This is a genomic window from Rhizobium leguminosarum, assembly GCF_001679785.1.
Lineage (GTDB): Bacteria > Pseudomonadota > Alphaproteobacteria > Rhizobiales > Rhizobiaceae > Rhizobium > Rhizobium leguminosarum_R.
Genome location: NZ_CP016286.1, coordinates 2,437,631 through 2,453,447, shown reverse-complemented (window position 1 = coordinate 2,453,447; position 15,817 = coordinate 2,437,631). Strand labels below are relative to the sequence as shown.

Genomic DNA, 15,817 nt, shown 5'->3' with positions numbered 1-15,817 from the left:
GGCCAATGCTGATCCAGCTTTCGATCCGCGATATCGTCCTGATCGAGCGGCTGGATCTTGCCTTCGAGACCGGCCTCTCCGTGCTGACGGGCGAGACCGGGGCGGGCAAATCCATTCTGCTCGACAGCCTGTCGCTGGCGCTCGGTGGGCGCGGCGACGGCGACCTGGTGCGTCATGGCGAGGACAAGGGCCAGGTGACGGCGGTGTTCGACGTCGGCATGGAACATGGCGCCCGCACCCTCCTGCGTGAAAACGGCATCGACGACGAGGGCGACCTGATCTTCCGCCGCCAGCAATCGGCGGATGGGCGCACCAAGGCCTATGTCAACGACCAGCCGGTCAGCGTGCAGCTGATGCGCCAGGCCGGTCAGATGCTGGTCGAAATCCACGGACAGCACGACGATCGCGCCCTTGTCGACACCAATGCCCACCGCACGCTGCTCGATGCCTTCGCCGGCCTCACCGACGAGGTTTCGGAGGTCTCCCGGCTCTATCGCCTGTGGCGCGACAGCGAGCGGATGCTGAAGAAGCACCGCGAGAAGGTGGAAAGTGCGGCGCGCGAAGCCGATTACCTGCGCTCTTCCGTCGAGGAGCTCGAGAAGCTCTCGCCGCAGGATGGCGAGGAGGAAGAGCTCGCCGATCGCCGGCAGAAGATGATGAAAGCCGAGCGAATCGCCGGCGATATCGCCGAGGCGTCCGAATTCCTGAACGGCAATGCCTCGCCGGTGCCCCATATCGCATCGCTGGTGCGCCGGCTGGAGCGCAAGAGCCATGAGGCGCCGGGATTGCTCGAAGACACCGTGACGCTGCTCGATGCCGCGCTGGACCAGCTTTCCAACGCGCAGATGGAAGTCGAGGCGGCACTGCGCAAGACCGAATACGATCCAAGGGAGCTGGAGCGGGCGGAAGAGCGGCTTTTTGCGCTCAGGGCCGCCTCGCGCAAATATTCCGTGCCCGTCACCGAGCTGCCGGCGCTTGCCGTCCGTATGATCGCCGATCTCGCCGATCTCGACGCGGGCGAGGAGCGGCTTGCGCGGCTTGATGCCGAGGTCGGCCTGGCGCGGGAAAATTACGATGCGGCGGCGCGCTCGCTGTCAGACAAGCGCCATCATGCCGGAACCGCACTGGCTGGGGCCGTCATGGCCGAGCTGCCGGCGCTGAAACTCGAGCGCGCCCGTTTCATGGTCGAGATCACCACGGATGCGGGGGAGGCGCTCGCCGAAGGCATCGACGTCGTCGAGTTCCATGTCCAGACCAATCCCGGCACGCGACCGGGCTCGATCATGAAGGTCGCCTCGGGCGGCGAGCTGTCGCGTTTCCTGCTGGCGCTGAAAGTGGCGCTCGCCGATCGAGGGTCGGCCCCGACGCTCGTCTTCGACGAAATCGATACCGGCGTCGGCGGCGCGGTGGCCGATGCGATCGGCCAGCGGCTGAAGCGGCTGTCGGAGCGGGTGCAGGTGCTGTCGGTCACGCATGCGCCGCAGGTCGCGGCGCGGGCGGCGACGCATCTCTTGATTTCCAAGGGACCGTCGGCCGACGGTTCGGAAAAGATCGCCACGCGCGTCGCGACGATGGCGCAGAAGGACCGCACCGAGGAGATCGCCCGTATGCTGGCCGGGGCTTCGGTCACAGAAGAGGCGAGGGCGGCGGCAAAGCGGCTGCTGGCCGGCAACGGCTGATTTCCGGCACCGCCGGCGGTGACGAAGATTCAGCTTCGCGTTATACGCATCATTCTCCATCAGCGGCGATCCGTTGCCATGCGACTTTTCCATTTCAGTGATGATACAGACATCGCAGTATTCGAACCCCGCCCGGTCCGCGTGCCCTCGGTGCGCCCGGCTGGCTGGGAATGGCTGAACGGTCCGCTCGTCTGGGCGATCGATGCCGATCATGATTTCATGTATCTCTTTCCGCGCGATTGCCCCCGCATCCTGCTCTGGGCGACAGCCGATACGCCCGAGGCCGAACGGCGGCGCTGGCTCGGCGACTGGCGGGCCGTCGCCTGCGTCGAGCGCCATTGGCTGGAAAGGCTCGAAGCGGAGACGATCCACCGTTACGAGATGCCGGCCGAGAGCTTCGAGGATCTGGATGATGCTGGCATGTGGGTGGCCCGCAGACGCGTCATTCCCCTGGAGAGGACCGCCATCTCGCGGCTCGACCAGGAGTTTGCGCCGCGTAGGGTGGAGCTTCGGGTGGTCGATAGCCTGCGGCCGTTGAAGAACCTCTGGAACACCAACCTGCATGTCAGCGGCATCCGGCTGCGCAATGCCAGGGATTGGGAATAGGCCGGGTAGACCGATCTACCGCGGCCTCTCTTTTCATCCGGCAATTTTGCTCTAAAAACAATCCAGATTTTCTGGCCAGATTCTCTGGAGTGATGTTCCATGTCCACCGAAGGTTTCACCGTCGACACGTTGACGATCGAAGAGGCTGCCGTCGAGCTTGAACGGCTGGCAAAGGAGATCGCGCATCACGATGCGCTCTATCACGGTAAGGACCGGCCGGAGATTTCGGATGCCGATTACGACGCGCTGAAGCGCCGCAACGATGCGCTGGAAGTGCGGTTTCCCGAGCTGATCCGTGAGGACAGCCCCTCGAGGCATGTCGGTGCAGTGCCCTCCGTCACTTTTTCGCCCGTCGTTCATGCGCGGCCGATGCTGTCGCTCGACAACACTTTCTCGCAGGAGGACGTGCAGGATTTCGTCGCCGGCGTCTATCGTTTCCTCGGCCGTCTGCCGGACCAGTCGATCGCCTTTACTGCGGAACCGAAGATCGACGGCCTGTCGATGTCGATCCGTTACGAGAACGGCAGGCTGGTGACGGCAGCGACGCGCGGCGACGGCACGACGGGCGAGAATGTCACCGCCAACATCCGCACCATCGCCGAGATCCCCAACGAGCTGCCGAAGGGTGTTCCCGCGGTCGTGGAGATCCGCGGCGAGGTCTACATGGCCAAGAGCGACTTCCTGGCATTGAACCGGCAGATGGAGGCGGAGGGCAAGCAGACCTATGTCAATCCGCGCAATACCGCCGCCGGGTCGCTGCGCCAGCTCGACGCCAAAGTGACGGCGAGCCGCAAGCTGAAATTCTTCGCTTATGCCTGGGGCGAGATGTCGGATATGCCCGCCGATACGCAATTTGCGATGGTGCAGACTTTCAAGGACTGGGGTTTTCCCGTCAATCCGCTGATGAAGCGATTGAACTCGGTCGCCGACATCCTGTCGCATTATGACGAGATCGGCATCGAGCGCCCGGATCTCGACTACGACATCGACGGTGTCGTCTATAAGGTCGACAGCCTCGAGCTGCAGGCCCGCCTCGGCTTCCGCTCGCGCTCGCCGCGCTGGGCGACGGCGCACAAGTTTCCTGCCGAGCAGGCTTTCACGATCGTCGAGAATATCGACATTCAGGTCGGCCGCACCGGCGCCCTGACACCCGTCGCGCGATTGACGCCGATCACCGTCGGCGGCGTGGTCGTCACCAATGCGACGCTGCACAACGCGGATTACATCAGTGGCATCGGCAATAGCGGCGAGCGCATCCGCGACGACGAGCACGATATCCGCATCGGCGATACCGTCATCGTGCAGCGCGCAGGTGATGTGATCCCGCAGGTGCTCGACGTCGTCATGGAGAAGCGGCCGGCCGAGGCCAGGCCCTATGAATTTCCGAAGACCTGCCCGGTCTGCGGTTCGCATGCCGTGCGTGAAAGACATGAGAAGACCGGCAAGCTCGATTCGGTCACCCGCTGCACCGGCGGCTTCATCTGCAGGGCGCAGGCGACGGAGCATCTGAAGCATTTCGTTTCGCGCAACGCTTTCGATATCGAAGGGCTCGGTTCGAAGCAGATCGATTTCTTCTTCGAAAACGAGGACGCGTCGCTGCAGATCCGCACCGCGCCGGATATCTTCACGCTGGAGAAGCGTCAGCAGCAATCGCTGACCAAGCTGGAGAATATCGACGGCTTCGGCAAGGTCAGCGTCAGCAAGCTCTATGCGGCGATCACCGAACGGCGCAGCATTGCGCTCCACCGCTTCATCTACGCGCTCGGCATCCGTCATGTCGGCGAGACCACGGCGAAGCTCTTGGCGCGCTCCTACGGCACCTACGCGGCCTTTGAAACCGCAATGCGCGAGGCCGAGGCGCTTTCCGGCGACGCCTGGAATGATCTCAACGCCATCGAGGGCATCGGCGAGGTCGTGGCGCGGGCTATCGTCGAATTCTACAAGGAGCCGCGCAATGTCGAGGTGATCACCCGGCTGCTTGAGGACGTGACGCCCGAGGAGGCCGAACAACCGAAGACGGCAGGCAGCCCGGTCGCCGGCAAGACTGTGGTTTTCACCGGCTCGCTGGAAAAGTTTACCCGCGACGAGGCAAAGGCGAGGGCGGAAAGCCTCGGCGCCAAGGTGGCGGGATCGGTCTCGAAGAAGACCGACATCGTCGTCGCTGGCCCCGGCGCCGGCTCCAAGCTCGACAAGGCGCGCGAACTCGGTGTGCAGACGATGGACGAGGACGAATGGCTGGCACTGATCAGCGGGTGAGGCCGCTGATTGACGCGTTCCCAATTTGGGAATAGATTGACCCATGCAGATCATTGCGAAATCGACGCTTCGAGCATTCTGGGAGCGCCACCCACAGGCAAGGACCTCGCTTAGCGTCTGGTATTCGACCGTCAGCAGGGCGGAATGGACCGGTCCGTCGGATATCAAGACGATGTTCGGAGCAAATGTGGATTTCGTAGGCGACAACAGGATTATTTTCGATATCGGCGGCAACAAATACCGGCTGATCGTGCATGTCGCCTATCGATACCGGCGGGTCCTCATCAAGTTTGTCGGTACACATGCGGAATATGACAGGATCGATCCGGAGACAGTGGGATGAACAATATAAGACCGATCAAGACGGCCGCGGACCTTGAATGGGCCATCGGCGAGATCACGCCTTATTTCGACAATCCGCCGGAGCAAGGAACGGCGGAGGCCGATCGTTTCGATGTGCTTGCGGATTTGATCGAGGCCTATGAGAACCGGCATTTTACGGCGGAGGAACTGACGCCGATCGATTTTCTCAGTGGTTTCATGGAGATGACAGGCCGCAAACAGAGCGACCTTGCCGAAGTGCTAGGCTCTCGTTCGCGCGCTTCGGAAATTCTCAATCGCAAACGTGCGCTGACCGTTGAAATGATCTTCAAGCTGCAGGAAGCCTGGGGTGTTCCGCCAGAGTGCCTTGTGAGACCCTATACGCTCGCCGTCGCCTGATTGTGGCTCGGGAGGCTGGCGGCGAGCCGCCAGCCTCCCGCTCGCTCATAACCTGAGCCGCGCCATCGTATAGGCGTCGACATATTCCCCTGATCGAAAGCCGAAGGCCTTCAGCAGGCCTTCCTGCCCGAAGCCGAATTTCCGGTAGAGGCCGATGGCGACATCGTTATCGGTGTAGACAGTCAGTTCCAGCCGTTTGATATCGAGCCAGTCGTCGGCAGCATCGACCATCGCCCCGAGCAGGATCCGTCCGAAGCCGCGGCCGGTGAAATCGTCATGCACGCCCATGCCGATGCTGGCGACGTGCTGCCTACGGCCGGAGAGGCGGTTAAGGCCGCCATTGCCGACGATCCTGCCATCCAGGGTGACGACGAGGTTGAGCGCGCCTGGCGACGGATTCTCCATGTACTTGCGAACCTCCTCGACCCGCTGGTAGGGCGGCCGCAAGGTGCCGGCCCGGTAGCCGGGCAGATTTATGAGATCGGTGATCTCCTCCGCATCGGACAGGCGAACGGCGCGCACGAGGACGCCATCCGGCAGGCGCGCTCGGCCACGAGGTTCATTCTCTTCGTTTTCAGACATTCATGCTCTCCGTTTGTTTCAGGAGGAGAGCCGGCTTTACGAAAACCCTGCTCGCCTCGGCAGGGTTTTCGGGATGATCGGATCGCTGCTAACGCGCCATCGCTCCCGCATACCCTGCAAGGGTCGTGGTGTGATGGATAAGCGCTGCCATGGTTACGGAACCGATCATGGCAGCAAGTTTCGATATGGGGGTTAAAAAGTCAACCGGGCATCGTGTCGAATTTGCGCGGCCGGAAGCGGGGCGGTATTCCTGTTCCCGACGAAACGATTCGGACTGCGGCATTGAAAACCATCGCGATTGACTTCGAGACGGCGAACGAACAGCGCGGCAGCGCCTGTTCCGTCGGGCTTGCCTGGATCGAGGACGGCAGGGTGACGCGCGTCGAGGAGCGGCTGATCCGGCCGCGGGACATGCGCTTTTCCGGGATGAATATTGCCATCCACGGCATCCGGCCGGAGCATGTCGAGGACGCTCCCGAGTTTCCCGAGGTAATGGACGAGTTCGAGGAGGATTTTCGCGGCGCGACGATGATCGCCCATAATGCCGCCTTCGATTTCAGCGTCTGGCGGGCGAGCCTCGATCTCTACCGGCAATCCTATCCGGAGCTTACCTATCTCTGCAGCCTGAAGATGGCGCAGCGGATCTGGCCGCATTTCCTCTCGCACCGGCTGAACCTGATCGCCGAGCATCTCGGCCTGCGTTTCGTGCACCACAACGCCGCCGAAGATGCCGCCGTCTGCGCAGCGGCCGCAATTGAGATGGCAAGGGCGGTCCAGGCCCATGCCGTCCACGCTATACCGGCGTTGATCGGCATGAAGCCAGGTCGGCTGACGGCGCGGGCCTACGAGCCCTGCACCTGCCGAAAGGGCTGAGAGTTCTCTCGTAACCGCATTTCTTGCAAAGCATGGGTCCATGCTTATCTAGAATGTGGATTATTCAGGGAGCCGCCATGTCCAGACTGCGCACTTTTCTCCTCGCCGCCTTTTCTTTGGCCGCCCTTTCCGCAGGTGCCGCGTCGGCCGAAGTCGTCGGCAAGGTCGGGGTCGACTGGATCGGCAACGATATCATCGTCGATGCGGTCTCCGACCCTGACGTCAAGGGCGTTACCTGCCACGTCACCTATTTCGACCGCAGCCTGATCGACCGGTTCAAGAACGGCAACTGGTTCGAGGATCCATCCAACAATTCCATTGCCTGCCGGCAGACGGGGCCGATCGAGATCGGCAATATCGACCTGTCCAAGGATGGCAGCGAGGTGTTCCGGCAAGGCATGTCGCTGATCTGGAAGACGTTGGTCGTCAACCGTATCTACGACAGGACCAACGACACGCTGATCTATCTCGCCCATTCGCGCGAACTGACCGACGGTTCGGCGAAGATGTCGATCTCGACCATTCCGCTCTATGGGCAGAGCGTTGTCTGGAAGAATGGGAAGCCATGAAGGCCGGGAGGTTCCGGGATCTCTCGCTATCGAGATTAAAGATCCCGCCCCAAACCCCTCCCCACAAGGGGGAGGGGCTTAACTTGCCGCACCAGCTTTCCTAATTTTCGATGTTTCGGCAGGAGCGGGGCGGGCCTTCGGGTTAGTCCCTCCCCCTTGTGGGGAGGGGTTGTACCCCAAGTCCGAAATCATGCCCGTTTTGCTCGCCACACCAAACAAAAAGGCCCGGACGAGCCGGACCTTCGAATTCCAGATATGAGTATTCCTCAGGCGGCCTGTGTCAGCTCGTCGGCAATGACCGTGTCGAGGTTCAAGAAGCAGACCATGGTCTTTTCGAGCGCGACGATGCCGCGGCAGAAGGCGCGCTGGGCCTCCGGGATGATTTCCGGCGGCGGCTGCAGGTCTTCGCTCTTGATGGTCATCATGTCGGAAACCTGCTCGACCAGCAGGCCGACCAGCTTGCCGGCGATGTCGGTGACGATGATCGCCGAGCGCTCGGAGGGCTCGGTCATCTTCATGCCGAGGCGGCAGGCCATGTCGATGACGGGGATCACCGCACCGCGCAGGTTGATGAGACCCAAGACGTAGGGCGGGGTGTGCGGCATCGGCGTCACCGGCGCCCAGCCGCGGATTTCGCGGATGGCCATGATGTCGATGCAGAATTCCTGATCGCCCAGGTGGAACGAAACGATTTCGAGATAAGCGCCCGACTGCTTGATGGCGTTATTATTGTTCATGGTCAGAATTCTTCCCAGTTGTCCCCAGCGGGAGAGGCGATGTAGAACCGCCGTTAAATATAGATGTGACGGCTTAAGTCTTTCCTAACGATATGTATTTTCGGAATGGCCGTCGCTCTAGAGGTAAGCTTTTCAAACACATGCATTTTTGATCCGTGCAGATTCGTGAGGGCGGATTTCGTTGCCGTGGCAGTTTCTACCGGTGAGACAATTCAACACGGGTTCGAAAACATATTCTTGAATTGCGCGCCTCCGCTCGAGGCTATAATCACGCCGGCAGGGGCGGGCCGCGCGTCTCCGCCCGGATCGAGGATCATGCCAATGAAGACATTCCGCATCGCCGTCTGGGTCGGTGTCCTGATACTTGCCGGGTTTCTCGGAGCGGTTACGCTCAACCTGACGAAGTCGAAGGATGTGGTGGCGGAACCTCCCTTCGGCGTACCCTTCACCCTGGTCTCCCAGAACGGACAGCCGATCACCGAGGAGGCGCTGCGCGGCAAGCCGACGGCGCTGTTCTTCGGCTTCACCCATTGCCCGGAAGTCTGCCCGACGACGCTTTTCGAGCTGAACGGCTGGATGGAGAAGGTCGATCCGAAGGGCGATAAGCTGCAGGCCTATTTCGTGACCGTCGATCCGGAGCGCGACACGCCCGAGATCATGAACGAATACGTCTCCAATGTTTCCAAGCGCATCACCGGCATTTCAGGCGCGCCTGACAAGATCGCCGAGATGGTCAAGGGGTTCCGCGTCTACGCCAAGAAAGTGCCGGTCGACGAGAAGGATCCGAATGGCGACTATACGATGGATCACACCGCCTCGGTCTTCCTGCTCGATTCGGCCGGGCGGTTTTCCGGAACGATCGCCTATGGCGAAAACCCGGACACGGCGGTAAAGAAGCTGGAGAATCTCGTCAGCAAGGGGTGACAGCTTCAGCGTGATCGGGCGTTGGCTCGACCGGCGGCGGGCAACTGAAACGGGAAAGACCGCCTATCGTGAGTGAAATCCGCCTTTACGTGACGACGACCGAAGCCAAGGCCGAAGAGATCCTCGACCTTCTGAGCGCGGTCTTCGGTGAAGAAGACTTTGCCATCGGCACCACCGAGATCGATGAGAAGAAGGATATCTGGGAAGCCTCGATCTACATGATGGCCGAGGACGAGGCCGAGGTGCAATCCCGCGTCGAGGACGCATTGAAGGCCTCTTTCCCCGATGTCCGGCTGGAGCGGGAAGTCATCCCCGAGATCGACTGGGTGGTGAAATCGCTGGAGGGGCTGAAGCCTGTCCGGGCAGGGCGTTTCCTGGTGCATGGCTCGCATGACCGCGATAAAGTCCGTTCCGGCGACATCGCCATCGAGATCGATGCCGGCCAGGCCTTCGGCACCGGCCATCACGGCACGACGGCTGGCTGCCTCGAGGTGATCGATAGCGTGGTGCGCTCGCGCCCGGTCCGCAACGCGCTCGATCTCGGCACCGGCAGCGGCGTGCTGGCGATTGCGGTGCGCAAGCTCAGGAACATACCGGTGCTGGCGACCGACATCGATCCGATCGCGACGAAGGTGGCGGCCGAGAACGTGCGCCGCAACGGCATCGCCTCTGGCATCGTCACCAGGACCGCGCCGGGCTTTCATTCGACGGCCTTTTCCGAGCACGGTCCCTTCGATCTTATCATAGCCAACATTCTCGCCCGGCCGCTGATCCGCATGGCGCCGAAGCTTGCGACGCATCTTGCACCTGGCGGATCGGTCATTCTCTCCGGCATCCTTGCCGGGCAACGCTGGAAGGTGATCGCCGCCTATAGCGGCGCGAGGCTTCGCCATGTCAGAACCATCTGGCGCAATGGCTGGGTGACCATCCATCTCGATCGGCCTTAAGTTTTCAAGGCTGTGAGCAGGTGATTTCTCCTGCGACGCATGCGTCTCTTGAGGCAACGCGCCTCCTCCCACCCTCTTCCCTGTGCTTGTCACAGGGATCCAGCCACCGCGCGTCGGGCGCGGTGAATGAATCCATACGAGCTTGACGAGAGTTTCTCGCGCCCAAGGACTTGGGCGCACTGGATCCCTGTGACAAGCACAGGGCGGTGGCTGGTGCCGCACCGCGTTATCGGAACGGAGCCGCTCCGTGAGCCTTGTTGAAGACAACAAAAAAGGCGGTGCCGATGGCACCGCCTTCGACCGGTCTATCCGGTCAATGCCCGCGAGCTCAAGGGGAGGAGCGCTCAAGCGGGCTCTACTGCATTCCAATAGGCCGGTCCGGGAGGGAGGAGACGGACTGGCTTTCAGGCTTAGAACGCGTAGCTGGGGGCGCCCTTGTGGCGCGTGGCACGCTGGCCTGCGCCGAGCAGCTTGAGGCTGTCCTCGTTCTGCGGGCGGCGGGCGCCGATCACGTGACGCACGGTCTGGCGTTCGCCAGCCTGCACCGGGCTGCTATACGCGAAGCGCGAGAGAGAGGCGGTCATTTCAAGAATTCCTTTATTTACAGGTTCATCGCGAACCGTTCGATGACGCCTATATAGCTATTCTGAAATGCGGAGGCAGAGGGTTTTGCTCATGGGAGCCATGCGGCCAATGCATAAAGCGTGCCAAATTACCTTTTGGCGTCACGGTTCTGTCAAAATGTTGAGCGGTCCCAGTCGTTTCGACTCGTATTGTCGCTTTTTCTCCCCATCGATTGAAATTTCGCTAACATGGCCGGCATCCCATTAACCGGATTCGTCTCAATCATTCGGGTTTCCAGCATGTTCCAGTCTTTCGAGGTTACCTCCACGCCGCAATTCGGCAGGGATCGTGTATCAGCGCTGCGCGCCAGTTTCGATTCGCTCGGCATCGACGCCTTCCTCGTGCCGCGCGCCGATGAATTCAACGGCGAATATGTCCCCGCATGTTCGGAGCGCTTGGCATGGCTGACGGGCTTTACCGGCTCGGCCGGCATTGCGCTCATCCTGCGCACGCAGGCGATCGTCTTCGTCGACGGACGTTATGTGACGCAGCTTGCCGAACAGGTCGACGGTTCGGTCTTTTCGGGTGGCGATCTCGTCAACGAGCCGCCGCATGTCTGGCTTGCCGCAAACGGAGCCAAGGGCCTGCGGCTCGGCATCGACCCATGGCTGCATGCAGGCGCCGAGGTGCGCCGTTTGGAAAGGGCGCTGTCGGAGATCGGCGGCACGCTGGTCTTCCTGCCGCACAATCCGCTCGACAGGCTTTGGGCCGACCGGCCGGCCGAGCCGCTCGGCGCGGTCAGCATCCAGAACGTCGCGCAGGCCGGCGTGCTGGCCAGAGAGAAGATCGCGACGATCGCCACGGATCTTTCAAAGAAGAACCTTGCGGCGGTGCTGATCGCCGATCCCTCTTCGGTCGCCTGGACCTTCAATATCCGTGGCGCCGATGTGCCGCACACGCCGCATCCGCTGGCGCGCGCCGTCATCCATGCCGACGGCCGGGCCGAAATCTTTCTCGACAAGCGCAAGACCGGCATCGAGCCCGAGGCCTATCTCGCGCAGATCTGCACGCAGCTGCCGCCCTCGGCGCTGGAAGAAAAGCTCGCCGCCGTTTCCCGGGATGGCGGCCGCGTGCTGATCGACCCTGACATTGCCGCCTATGCGCTGGCCGAGATCATCCGCAAGGCGGGCGGCGAAGTGGTGGAGGGCGCCGATCCCGCCAAGTTGCCGCGCGCAGTGAAGAACGACGTCGAGATCAACGGCTCGGCCGCCGCGCATCTGCAGGACGGAGCGGCGATGGTGGAATTCCTTTATTGGCTGTCGCAGACGAAGCCCGGCACGGTGAGCGAAATCGCTGCTGCCGAGCATCTCGAAGCGGCGCGCGCCCGCGTCGGCCAGAGCATGCAGAACCCGCTGAAGGACATTTCCTTCGACACGATTTCGGGCGCCGGCGAACATGCGGCGATCATGCATTACCGCGTGACGACCGAGACCAACCGGATGATCGAAGCCGGCGAACTCTTCCTGATCGATTCCGGCGCGCAATATATCAACGGGACGACCGACATCACCCGCACCGTCGGCATCGGCGCAGTCTCGGAGGAGCATCGGCGCTTCTTCACGCTGGTGCTGAAGGGGATGATCGGGATCAGCACGGCGCGTTTCCCGAAGGGCACGCGCGGCTGCGACCTCGATCCGCTGGCGCGTATCGCGCTGTGGCGGGCAGGGGCCGATTTCGCCCATGGCACAGGCCACGGCGTCGGCTCCTATCTCTCGGTGCATGAGGGGCCGCAGCGCATCTCCAGGCTGTCGACGCAGGAACTGCTGCCCGGCATGATCCTTTCGAACGAGCCTGGCTATTACCGGCCCGGCAGCTTCGGCATCCGCATCGAGAACCTGATCTATGTGCGCGCTGCCGAAGAGATCGAGGGCGGCGATGCGCCAATGCTCGGATTCGAGACGCTGACTTTCTGCCCGATCGACCGCAGCCTCGTTATTCCCGAGCTTCTGACCCATGACGAGCTGCACTGGTTCAATGACTATCATCGCCGCACATGTGAGGCGCTGATGCCGCTCATCCACGATCACGATGTCAGGGCGTGGCTCGAAAACGCGACGCTGCCGCTGGAATATTGAGAAAGCGGCATTACAGCCTTGGCGACGCGTAACACCTTGAATTCTACGCCGGCTTTCGGGCCGGTGCTCAGGCGCCGATCGTGTGGCGCCAGGTCATCACAACGATCCACGCGGCGACCAGCATCCATGTATGGGTGAAGCGCAGGCCGATGAAGAGGGCGACGATCAGCGCCAGCTTCGATTCCCAACCGCCGATGAAGAAGGCGGGTGCGACCAGCGTCGTTAGCACGGCGGCCGGCACGGCATTCAGCGCCGCCTCCATGCGCGGTGGAATGCTCTTCATTCGGGTGATGAGGATATAGCCGCCGATGCGAGTGGCGAAGGTGGCGGCGGCTGCGGCGAGGATGACGAGCGCCATGTGAAGATCAAATTCCATGGCTTAGACCTCGTGCACTTCGGATTGAATGGCGTCGGCTTCGAGATCAGCCTCTTGCGGCGGCAAAGGCAGCACGGCGGCGAGCAGGATGCCGACGGCAGCACCGAGGCTGACATGCCAGGGCGAGCCGACATAGCGGTAGGCGAGCACGGAAGCCACAGCGCTGACGAGCGCCACGGGCAGGAAATTGTCTCGCTTGCGGAAGCCGAGGACGATGCCGAGAAAATAGGCCGGTAGCAGGATGTCGAGGCCGACGGCCTTGGGATCGCCGATGAAGCCGCCGAGCATGCCGCCGGCGATGCTGATCAGCACCCAGGGAATGTAGATAATGATGCCGAATCCGAGATACCAGGCAAAGGTGAGTTGCCGGCCGGACTCGCCGCGCTTCACCGCTTCAGCAAATTGCGGATCGACGAGCAGGAAGAAGGTGAAGAATTTCTGCACCGGCGTAAAATGGCCGATGTAGCGGGCCAGCGCCGCCGAATAGAGCACGTGGCGGAAATTGACGGCGAGGATCGACAGCACGATCAGCCATGCGTGGACATTGTGACCGAAGAGTTCGATGCCGACCATCTGGCTGGCGCCGGCATAGACGGTGGCGCTCATGAAGGCGGCTTCGGAGAGCGACATGCCGTTTTCGACCGCAAGCGCTCCGAACAGGGCACCAAAGGGTGCCGATGCCAGCGCAACGGCGGAGCCACCCCGCAAACCTTCAACAAAGTCGGCGCGATTCATGTGATCTTTCCTTTTGGAATTCAGGTTTTCCCTTATGGTCTACGGCCTGCGACGGCAATTGAATTTCATTGATTGACCAATCGATTTCGCTGAACCATCAAACTCCCGATCACATTCGATAAAGAGGCAACCATGAAGAAGATCGAATTTTCGAAGGAGGCGAAGGCGATGATCGTTGCCAGTATTCGCCGCTATTTCGAGGCGGAGCTCGACCAGCCGATCGGCGTGCTGCCGGCGGAATTCCTGCTCGATTTCTTCGCGGATGAGATCGGAGCCCATTATTACAATCAGGGCCTTCGCGATGCGCATGCGGCGCTTCTGAGGAAGATGGAGGACCTGGCCGAGGACATCTATCTGCTGGAGCGAGACGACAAGAACAAGGATACTGTCCCTTAAATCGGAATCGATTTGAGGATAAAATTGTGCAGTAATTCAAGTTCTATAGCGTCCTTTGCGCGTCTGAACGCGGCGCTGTAGTTCATAAACGGGACGCGGTGGCGTCGCGGCCCGCAATCGCAGAACGCAGAGGCATTCAGCCCTCGCGCTTCATCCGCTCCCGGCGGGCGATTTCTGCCTCCGAGGGCTGCGCCAGCTCGAACGTGCCTGTCTTGATTGCGCCGGCGCGCTCGTAGACGCTCATGACGACGCCGGTCGTCGATACCGAGTTGGCCGTGAGCTTCAGCGCTTCCGGCCTGGCGCCCTTGCCGAACAAGCGCTTGCCGGGGCCAAGGATGAGCGGGAAGGTCAGGAGCCGGAGTTCATCGATCAGGTCGTGCGCCAACAAGGTTTGCAGCAGACCACTGCTGCCCTGCGTCAGGAGGTCGGGACCGTCCTCCTGCTTCAAGCGGGCGATTTCCGCGGCGGCATCGCCGCGCAACGCAACGGAATTTTCCCAGGTGAGCGGCTCGGCGGAAGTGGTCGCGACATATTTGGTCGCGGCATTGAAGGCTTTTCCGATGGGATCGTCTTTGCCGACGAAGGGCCAGTGCGCGGCAAAGATCTCGTAGGTCTTGCGGCCGAGCACCAGCGCGAAGGGGTCGGTAAAATTCCCGTCCATGAAACTGCCCATCGACTCGTCCCAGTAATTGACGGTCCAGCCGCCAAGGGTGAAGCCGCCGGTCGAATCTTCCTGCGGCGCGCCCGGCGCTTGCATGACGCCATCCAAGCTCACGAAGGCTGCGGTAACAAGCTTTCTCATCTCTCAACTCCCATGATTGGTGTGTTCAGAGCCAAGGACGAATGGACCTGTGCCGATCCGACATCCGCCACATTGCCTTTTGTCGCTGATCTCAATCAGCCGGCCACGACCTTGGCGCTGTCGATGATCGCGATGCCATGCGCCCGCATTTCCTCTATGGCGGCGGCGACGCCTTCGGGAGTGATGCCGCGGCTTGCATCCTCGATGAAGCGCACGCGAACACCGGGCATCATTTCCAGTGCGTCGAGCGCGGAGAACTTGACGCAATAGTCGGTCGCCAGCCCGCAAACGTCGAGGTCGGTGACGCCCTGATCCTCGAGGAAGTCGGAAAGGCCGGTCGTGGCATCGCGGTCATTGTCGCGGAAGGCCGAATAACTGTCGATATCAGGATCCTCGCCCTTCTGCTGGATCAGGTCGATCTCTTCGGATTTGAGCTCGGGGTGCAGTTCGGCATCGAGCGTACCCTGAATGCAGTGATCAGGCCACATCATCTGCGGCTTGCCCGAAAGTTCTCCCATCTCGAAGGGGGAGGCACCGGGATGGGCGGAGGCGAAGCTGCCGTGGCCCAGCGGATGCCAGTCCTGCGAGGCGACGATCAGATCGTATTTGCCGCTGTCGATCAGTCTGTTTGCGACGGGAACAACCTTGTCGCCCTCCGGCACCGGTAGATTGCCGCCCGGACAGAAGCCGTTTTGAATGTCGACGAGCAGCAGCGCTTTCATCAAGGCCAATCCCTTCGCTTTATTGCAGTGTAAGACGCCAAGCACACCGAATGGATCAACTAGTGGATTTCCAGGCGCGGACGCGCAAGTGTTAATTCTGGCACTAGCGGTACTAAGTCACCAAAACAGAGCACTCTAATACGATCATTGCGAGAGTTGACGGGGCGATCGGTGTCTGAGCGCGATTAAATCCA

The 15,817-nt window shown here is 61.5% G+C and carries 18 protein-coding genes; 11 read left to right on the top strand and 7 right to left on the bottom strand.

Going from position 1 to position 15,817, the window contains the following annotated elements:
• Positions 1-5: 5 nt before the first annotated feature.
• The 5 genes from recN (at position 6) to BA011_RS12280 (ending at position 5,261) form a co-directional block, all read left to right on the top strand.
• Complete coding sequence (recN, locus tag BA011_RS12300) at positions 6-1,679, top strand: DNA repair protein RecN (RefSeq protein WP_065280676.1); 1,674 nt, start codon at positions 6-8, stop codon at positions 1,677-1,679.
• 78 nt (positions 1,680-1,757) lie between these two features.
• A complete protein-coding gene (locus BA011_RS12295; RefSeq protein WP_065280675.1) occupies positions 1,758-2,285 on the top strand; it encodes a DUF6886 family protein in 528 nt (175 codons plus the stop codon).
• 99 nt (positions 2,286-2,384) lie between these two features.
• Complete coding sequence (gene ligA / locus BA011_RS12290; protein ID WP_065280674.1) at positions 2,385-4,541, top strand: NAD-dependent DNA ligase LigA; 2,157 nt, start codon at positions 2,385-2,387, stop codon at positions 4,539-4,541.
• Between the two features lie 43 nt (positions 4,542-4,584).
• Positions 4,585-4,884: a type II toxin-antitoxin system HigB family toxin gene (locus tag BA011_RS12285; protein WP_027664269.1), complete on the top strand. Its 300-nt coding sequence runs from the start codon at positions 4,585-4,587 to the stop codon at positions 4,882-4,884.
• Positions 4,881-5,261 (top strand): helix-turn-helix domain-containing protein, encoded by a 381-nt coding sequence (locus BA011_RS12280; protein WP_065280673.1) that lies wholly within the window; start codon positions 4,881-4,883, stop codon positions 5,259-5,261. Before BA011_RS12285 ends, BA011_RS12280 begins: the two co-directional genes overlap by 4 nt.
• 45 nt (positions 5,262-5,306) lie before the next feature.
• Here BA011_RS12280 and BA011_RS12275 read toward each other — a convergent pair whose 3' ends face one another.
• Complete coding sequence (locus tag BA011_RS12275) at positions 5,307-5,843, bottom strand: GNAT family N-acetyltransferase (protein ID WP_065280672.1); 537 nt, start codon at positions 5,841-5,843, stop codon at positions 5,307-5,309.
• A gap of 282 nt (positions 5,844-6,125) precedes the next feature.
• Between BA011_RS12275 and BA011_RS12270 the strand changes: the two genes are divergently transcribed.
• Together BA011_RS12270 and BA011_RS12265 are read left to right on the top strand one after the other, a co-directional pair.
• Positions 6,126-6,716 (top strand): 3'-5' exonuclease, encoded by a 591-nt coding sequence (locus BA011_RS12270; protein WP_065280671.1) that lies wholly within the window; start codon positions 6,126-6,128, stop codon positions 6,714-6,716.
• 77 nt (positions 6,717-6,793) lie between these two features.
• Positions 6,794-7,285 carry a CreA family protein gene (locus BA011_RS12265; RefSeq protein WP_065280670.1) on the top strand — a complete coding sequence of 164 codons (492 nt, stop codon included), beginning with the start codon at positions 6,794-6,796 and terminating at the stop codon, positions 7,283-7,285.
• 266 nt (positions 7,286-7,551) lie between these two features.
• Here BA011_RS12265 and BA011_RS12260 read toward each other — a convergent pair whose 3' ends face one another.
• The gene (locus BA011_RS12260) at positions 7,552-8,022 is read right to left on the bottom strand and encodes a chemotaxis protein CheW (RefSeq protein ID WP_003541378.1); all 471 of its coding nucleotides are present in this window, start codon (positions 8,020-8,022) and stop codon (positions 7,552-7,554) included.
• A 321-nt stretch (positions 8,023-8,343) separates the two neighbouring features.
• Here BA011_RS12260 and BA011_RS12255 point away from each other — a divergent pair, with 321 nt between their 5' ends.
• Positions 8,344-8,946 carry an SCO family protein gene (locus BA011_RS12255; RefSeq protein ID WP_065280669.1) on the top strand — a complete coding sequence of 201 codons (603 nt, stop codon included), beginning with the start codon at positions 8,344-8,346 and terminating at the stop codon, positions 8,944-8,946.
• 68 nt (positions 8,947-9,014) lie between these two features.
• Complete coding sequence (locus BA011_RS12250) at positions 9,015-9,893, top strand: 50S ribosomal protein L11 methyltransferase (protein ID WP_065280668.1); 879 nt, start codon at positions 9,015-9,017, stop codon at positions 9,891-9,893.
• 410 nt (positions 9,894-10,303) lie between these two features.
• On the opposite strand, the gene BA011_RS44270 is transcribed toward BA011_RS12250, so the two are convergent.
• Complete coding sequence (locus BA011_RS44270) at positions 10,304-10,477, bottom strand: hypothetical protein (RefSeq protein WP_003541368.1); 174 nt, start codon at positions 10,475-10,477, stop codon at positions 10,304-10,306.
• Positions 10,478-10,756: 279 nt separating this feature from the next.
• On the opposite strand from BA011_RS44270, the gene BA011_RS12245 reads away from it, so the two are divergent.
• The gene (locus BA011_RS12245) at positions 10,757-12,592 is read left to right on the top strand and encodes an aminopeptidase P family protein (protein WP_065282513.1); all 1,836 of its coding nucleotides are present in this window, start codon (positions 10,757-10,759) and stop codon (positions 12,590-12,592) included.
• Between the two features lie 67 nt (positions 12,593-12,659).
• Here BA011_RS12245 and BA011_RS12240 read toward each other — a convergent pair whose 3' ends face one another.
• Positions 12,660-12,968, bottom strand: a complete 309-nt coding sequence (locus BA011_RS12240) for an AzlD family protein (protein WP_018074162.1) — start codon at positions 12,966-12,968, stop codon at positions 12,660-12,662.
• Positions 12,969-12,971: 3 nt separating this feature from the next.
• A complete protein-coding gene (locus tag BA011_RS12235) occupies positions 12,972-13,703 on the bottom strand; it encodes an AzlC family ABC transporter permease (RefSeq protein ID WP_065280667.1) in 732 nt (243 codons plus the stop codon).
• A 132-nt stretch (positions 13,704-13,835) separates the two neighbouring features.
• Here BA011_RS12235 and BA011_RS12230 point away from each other — a divergent pair, with 132 nt between their 5' ends.
• On the top strand, positions 13,836-14,099 hold the full coding sequence (locus BA011_RS12230) for a DUF2164 domain-containing protein (RefSeq protein WP_065280666.1): 264 nt from the start codon (positions 13,836-13,838) through the stop codon (positions 14,097-14,099).
• 136 nt (positions 14,100-14,235) lie between these two features.
• Here BA011_RS12230 and BA011_RS12225 read toward each other — a convergent pair whose 3' ends face one another.
• Positions 14,236-14,901 (bottom strand): dihydrofolate reductase family protein, encoded by a 666-nt coding sequence (locus BA011_RS12225; RefSeq protein WP_065280665.1) that lies wholly within the window; start codon positions 14,899-14,901, stop codon positions 14,236-14,238.
• A gap of 95 nt (positions 14,902-14,996) precedes the next feature.
• Positions 14,997-15,623: a bifunctional nicotinamidase/pyrazinamidase gene (gene pncA / locus BA011_RS12220; protein ID WP_065280664.1), complete on the bottom strand. Its 627-nt coding sequence runs from the start codon at positions 15,621-15,623 to the stop codon at positions 14,997-14,999.
• Between the last annotated feature and the right edge of the window lie 194 nt (positions 15,624-15,817).

Coding starts and splice junctions, on each gene's coding strand:
- BA011_RS12240 (WP_018074162.1), bottom strand. CDS start 12,968: ATGGAATTTGATCTTCACATGGCGCTCGTCATCCTCGCCGCAGCCGCC.
- BA011_RS12230 (WP_065280666.1), top strand. CDS start 13,836: ATGAAGAAGATCGAATTTTCGAAGGAGGCGAAGGCGATGATCGTTGCC.
- recN (WP_065280676.1), top strand. CDS start 6: ATGCTGATCCAGCTTTCGATCCGCGATATCGTCCTGATCGAGCGGCTG.
- BA011_RS44270 (WP_003541368.1), bottom strand. CDS start 10,477: ATGACCGCCTCTCTCTCGCGCTTCGCGTATAGCAGCCCGGTGCAGGCT.
- BA011_RS12245 (WP_065282513.1), top strand. CDS start 10,757: ATGTTCCAGTCTTTCGAGGTTACCTCCACGCCGCAATTCGGCAGGGAT.
- BA011_RS12235 (WP_065280667.1), bottom strand. CDS start 13,703: ATGAATCGCGCCGACTTTGTTGAAGGTTTGCGGGGTGGCTCCGCCGTT.
- pncA (WP_065280664.1), bottom strand. CDS start 15,623: ATGAAAGCGCTGCTGCTCGTCGACATTCAAAACGGCTTCTGTCCGGGC.
- BA011_RS12280 (WP_065280673.1), top strand. CDS start 4,881: ATGAACAATATAAGACCGATCAAGACGGCCGCGGACCTTGAATGGGCC.
- BA011_RS12225 (WP_065280665.1), bottom strand. CDS start 14,901: ATGAGAAAGCTTGTTACCGCAGCCTTCGTGAGCTTGGATGGCGTCATG.
- ligA (WP_065280674.1), top strand. CDS start 2,385: ATGTCCACCGAAGGTTTCACCGTCGACACGTTGACGATCGAAGAGGCT.
- BA011_RS12260 (WP_003541378.1), bottom strand. CDS start 8,022: ATGAACAATAATAACGCCATCAAGCAGTCGGGCGCTTATCTCGAAATC.
- BA011_RS12265 (WP_065280670.1), top strand. CDS start 6,794: ATGTCCAGACTGCGCACTTTTCTCCTCGCCGCCTTTTCTTTGGCCGCC.
- BA011_RS12275 (WP_065280672.1), bottom strand. CDS start 5,843: ATGTCTGAAAACGAAGAGAATGAACCTCGTGGCCGAGCGCGCCTGCCG.
- BA011_RS12255 (WP_065280669.1), top strand. CDS start 8,344: ATGAAGACATTCCGCATCGCCGTCTGGGTCGGTGTCCTGATACTTGCC.
- BA011_RS12295 (WP_065280675.1), top strand. CDS start 1,758: ATGCGACTTTTCCATTTCAGTGATGATACAGACATCGCAGTATTCGAA.
- BA011_RS12285 (WP_027664269.1), top strand. CDS start 4,585: ATGCAGATCATTGCGAAATCGACGCTTCGAGCATTCTGGGAGCGCCAC.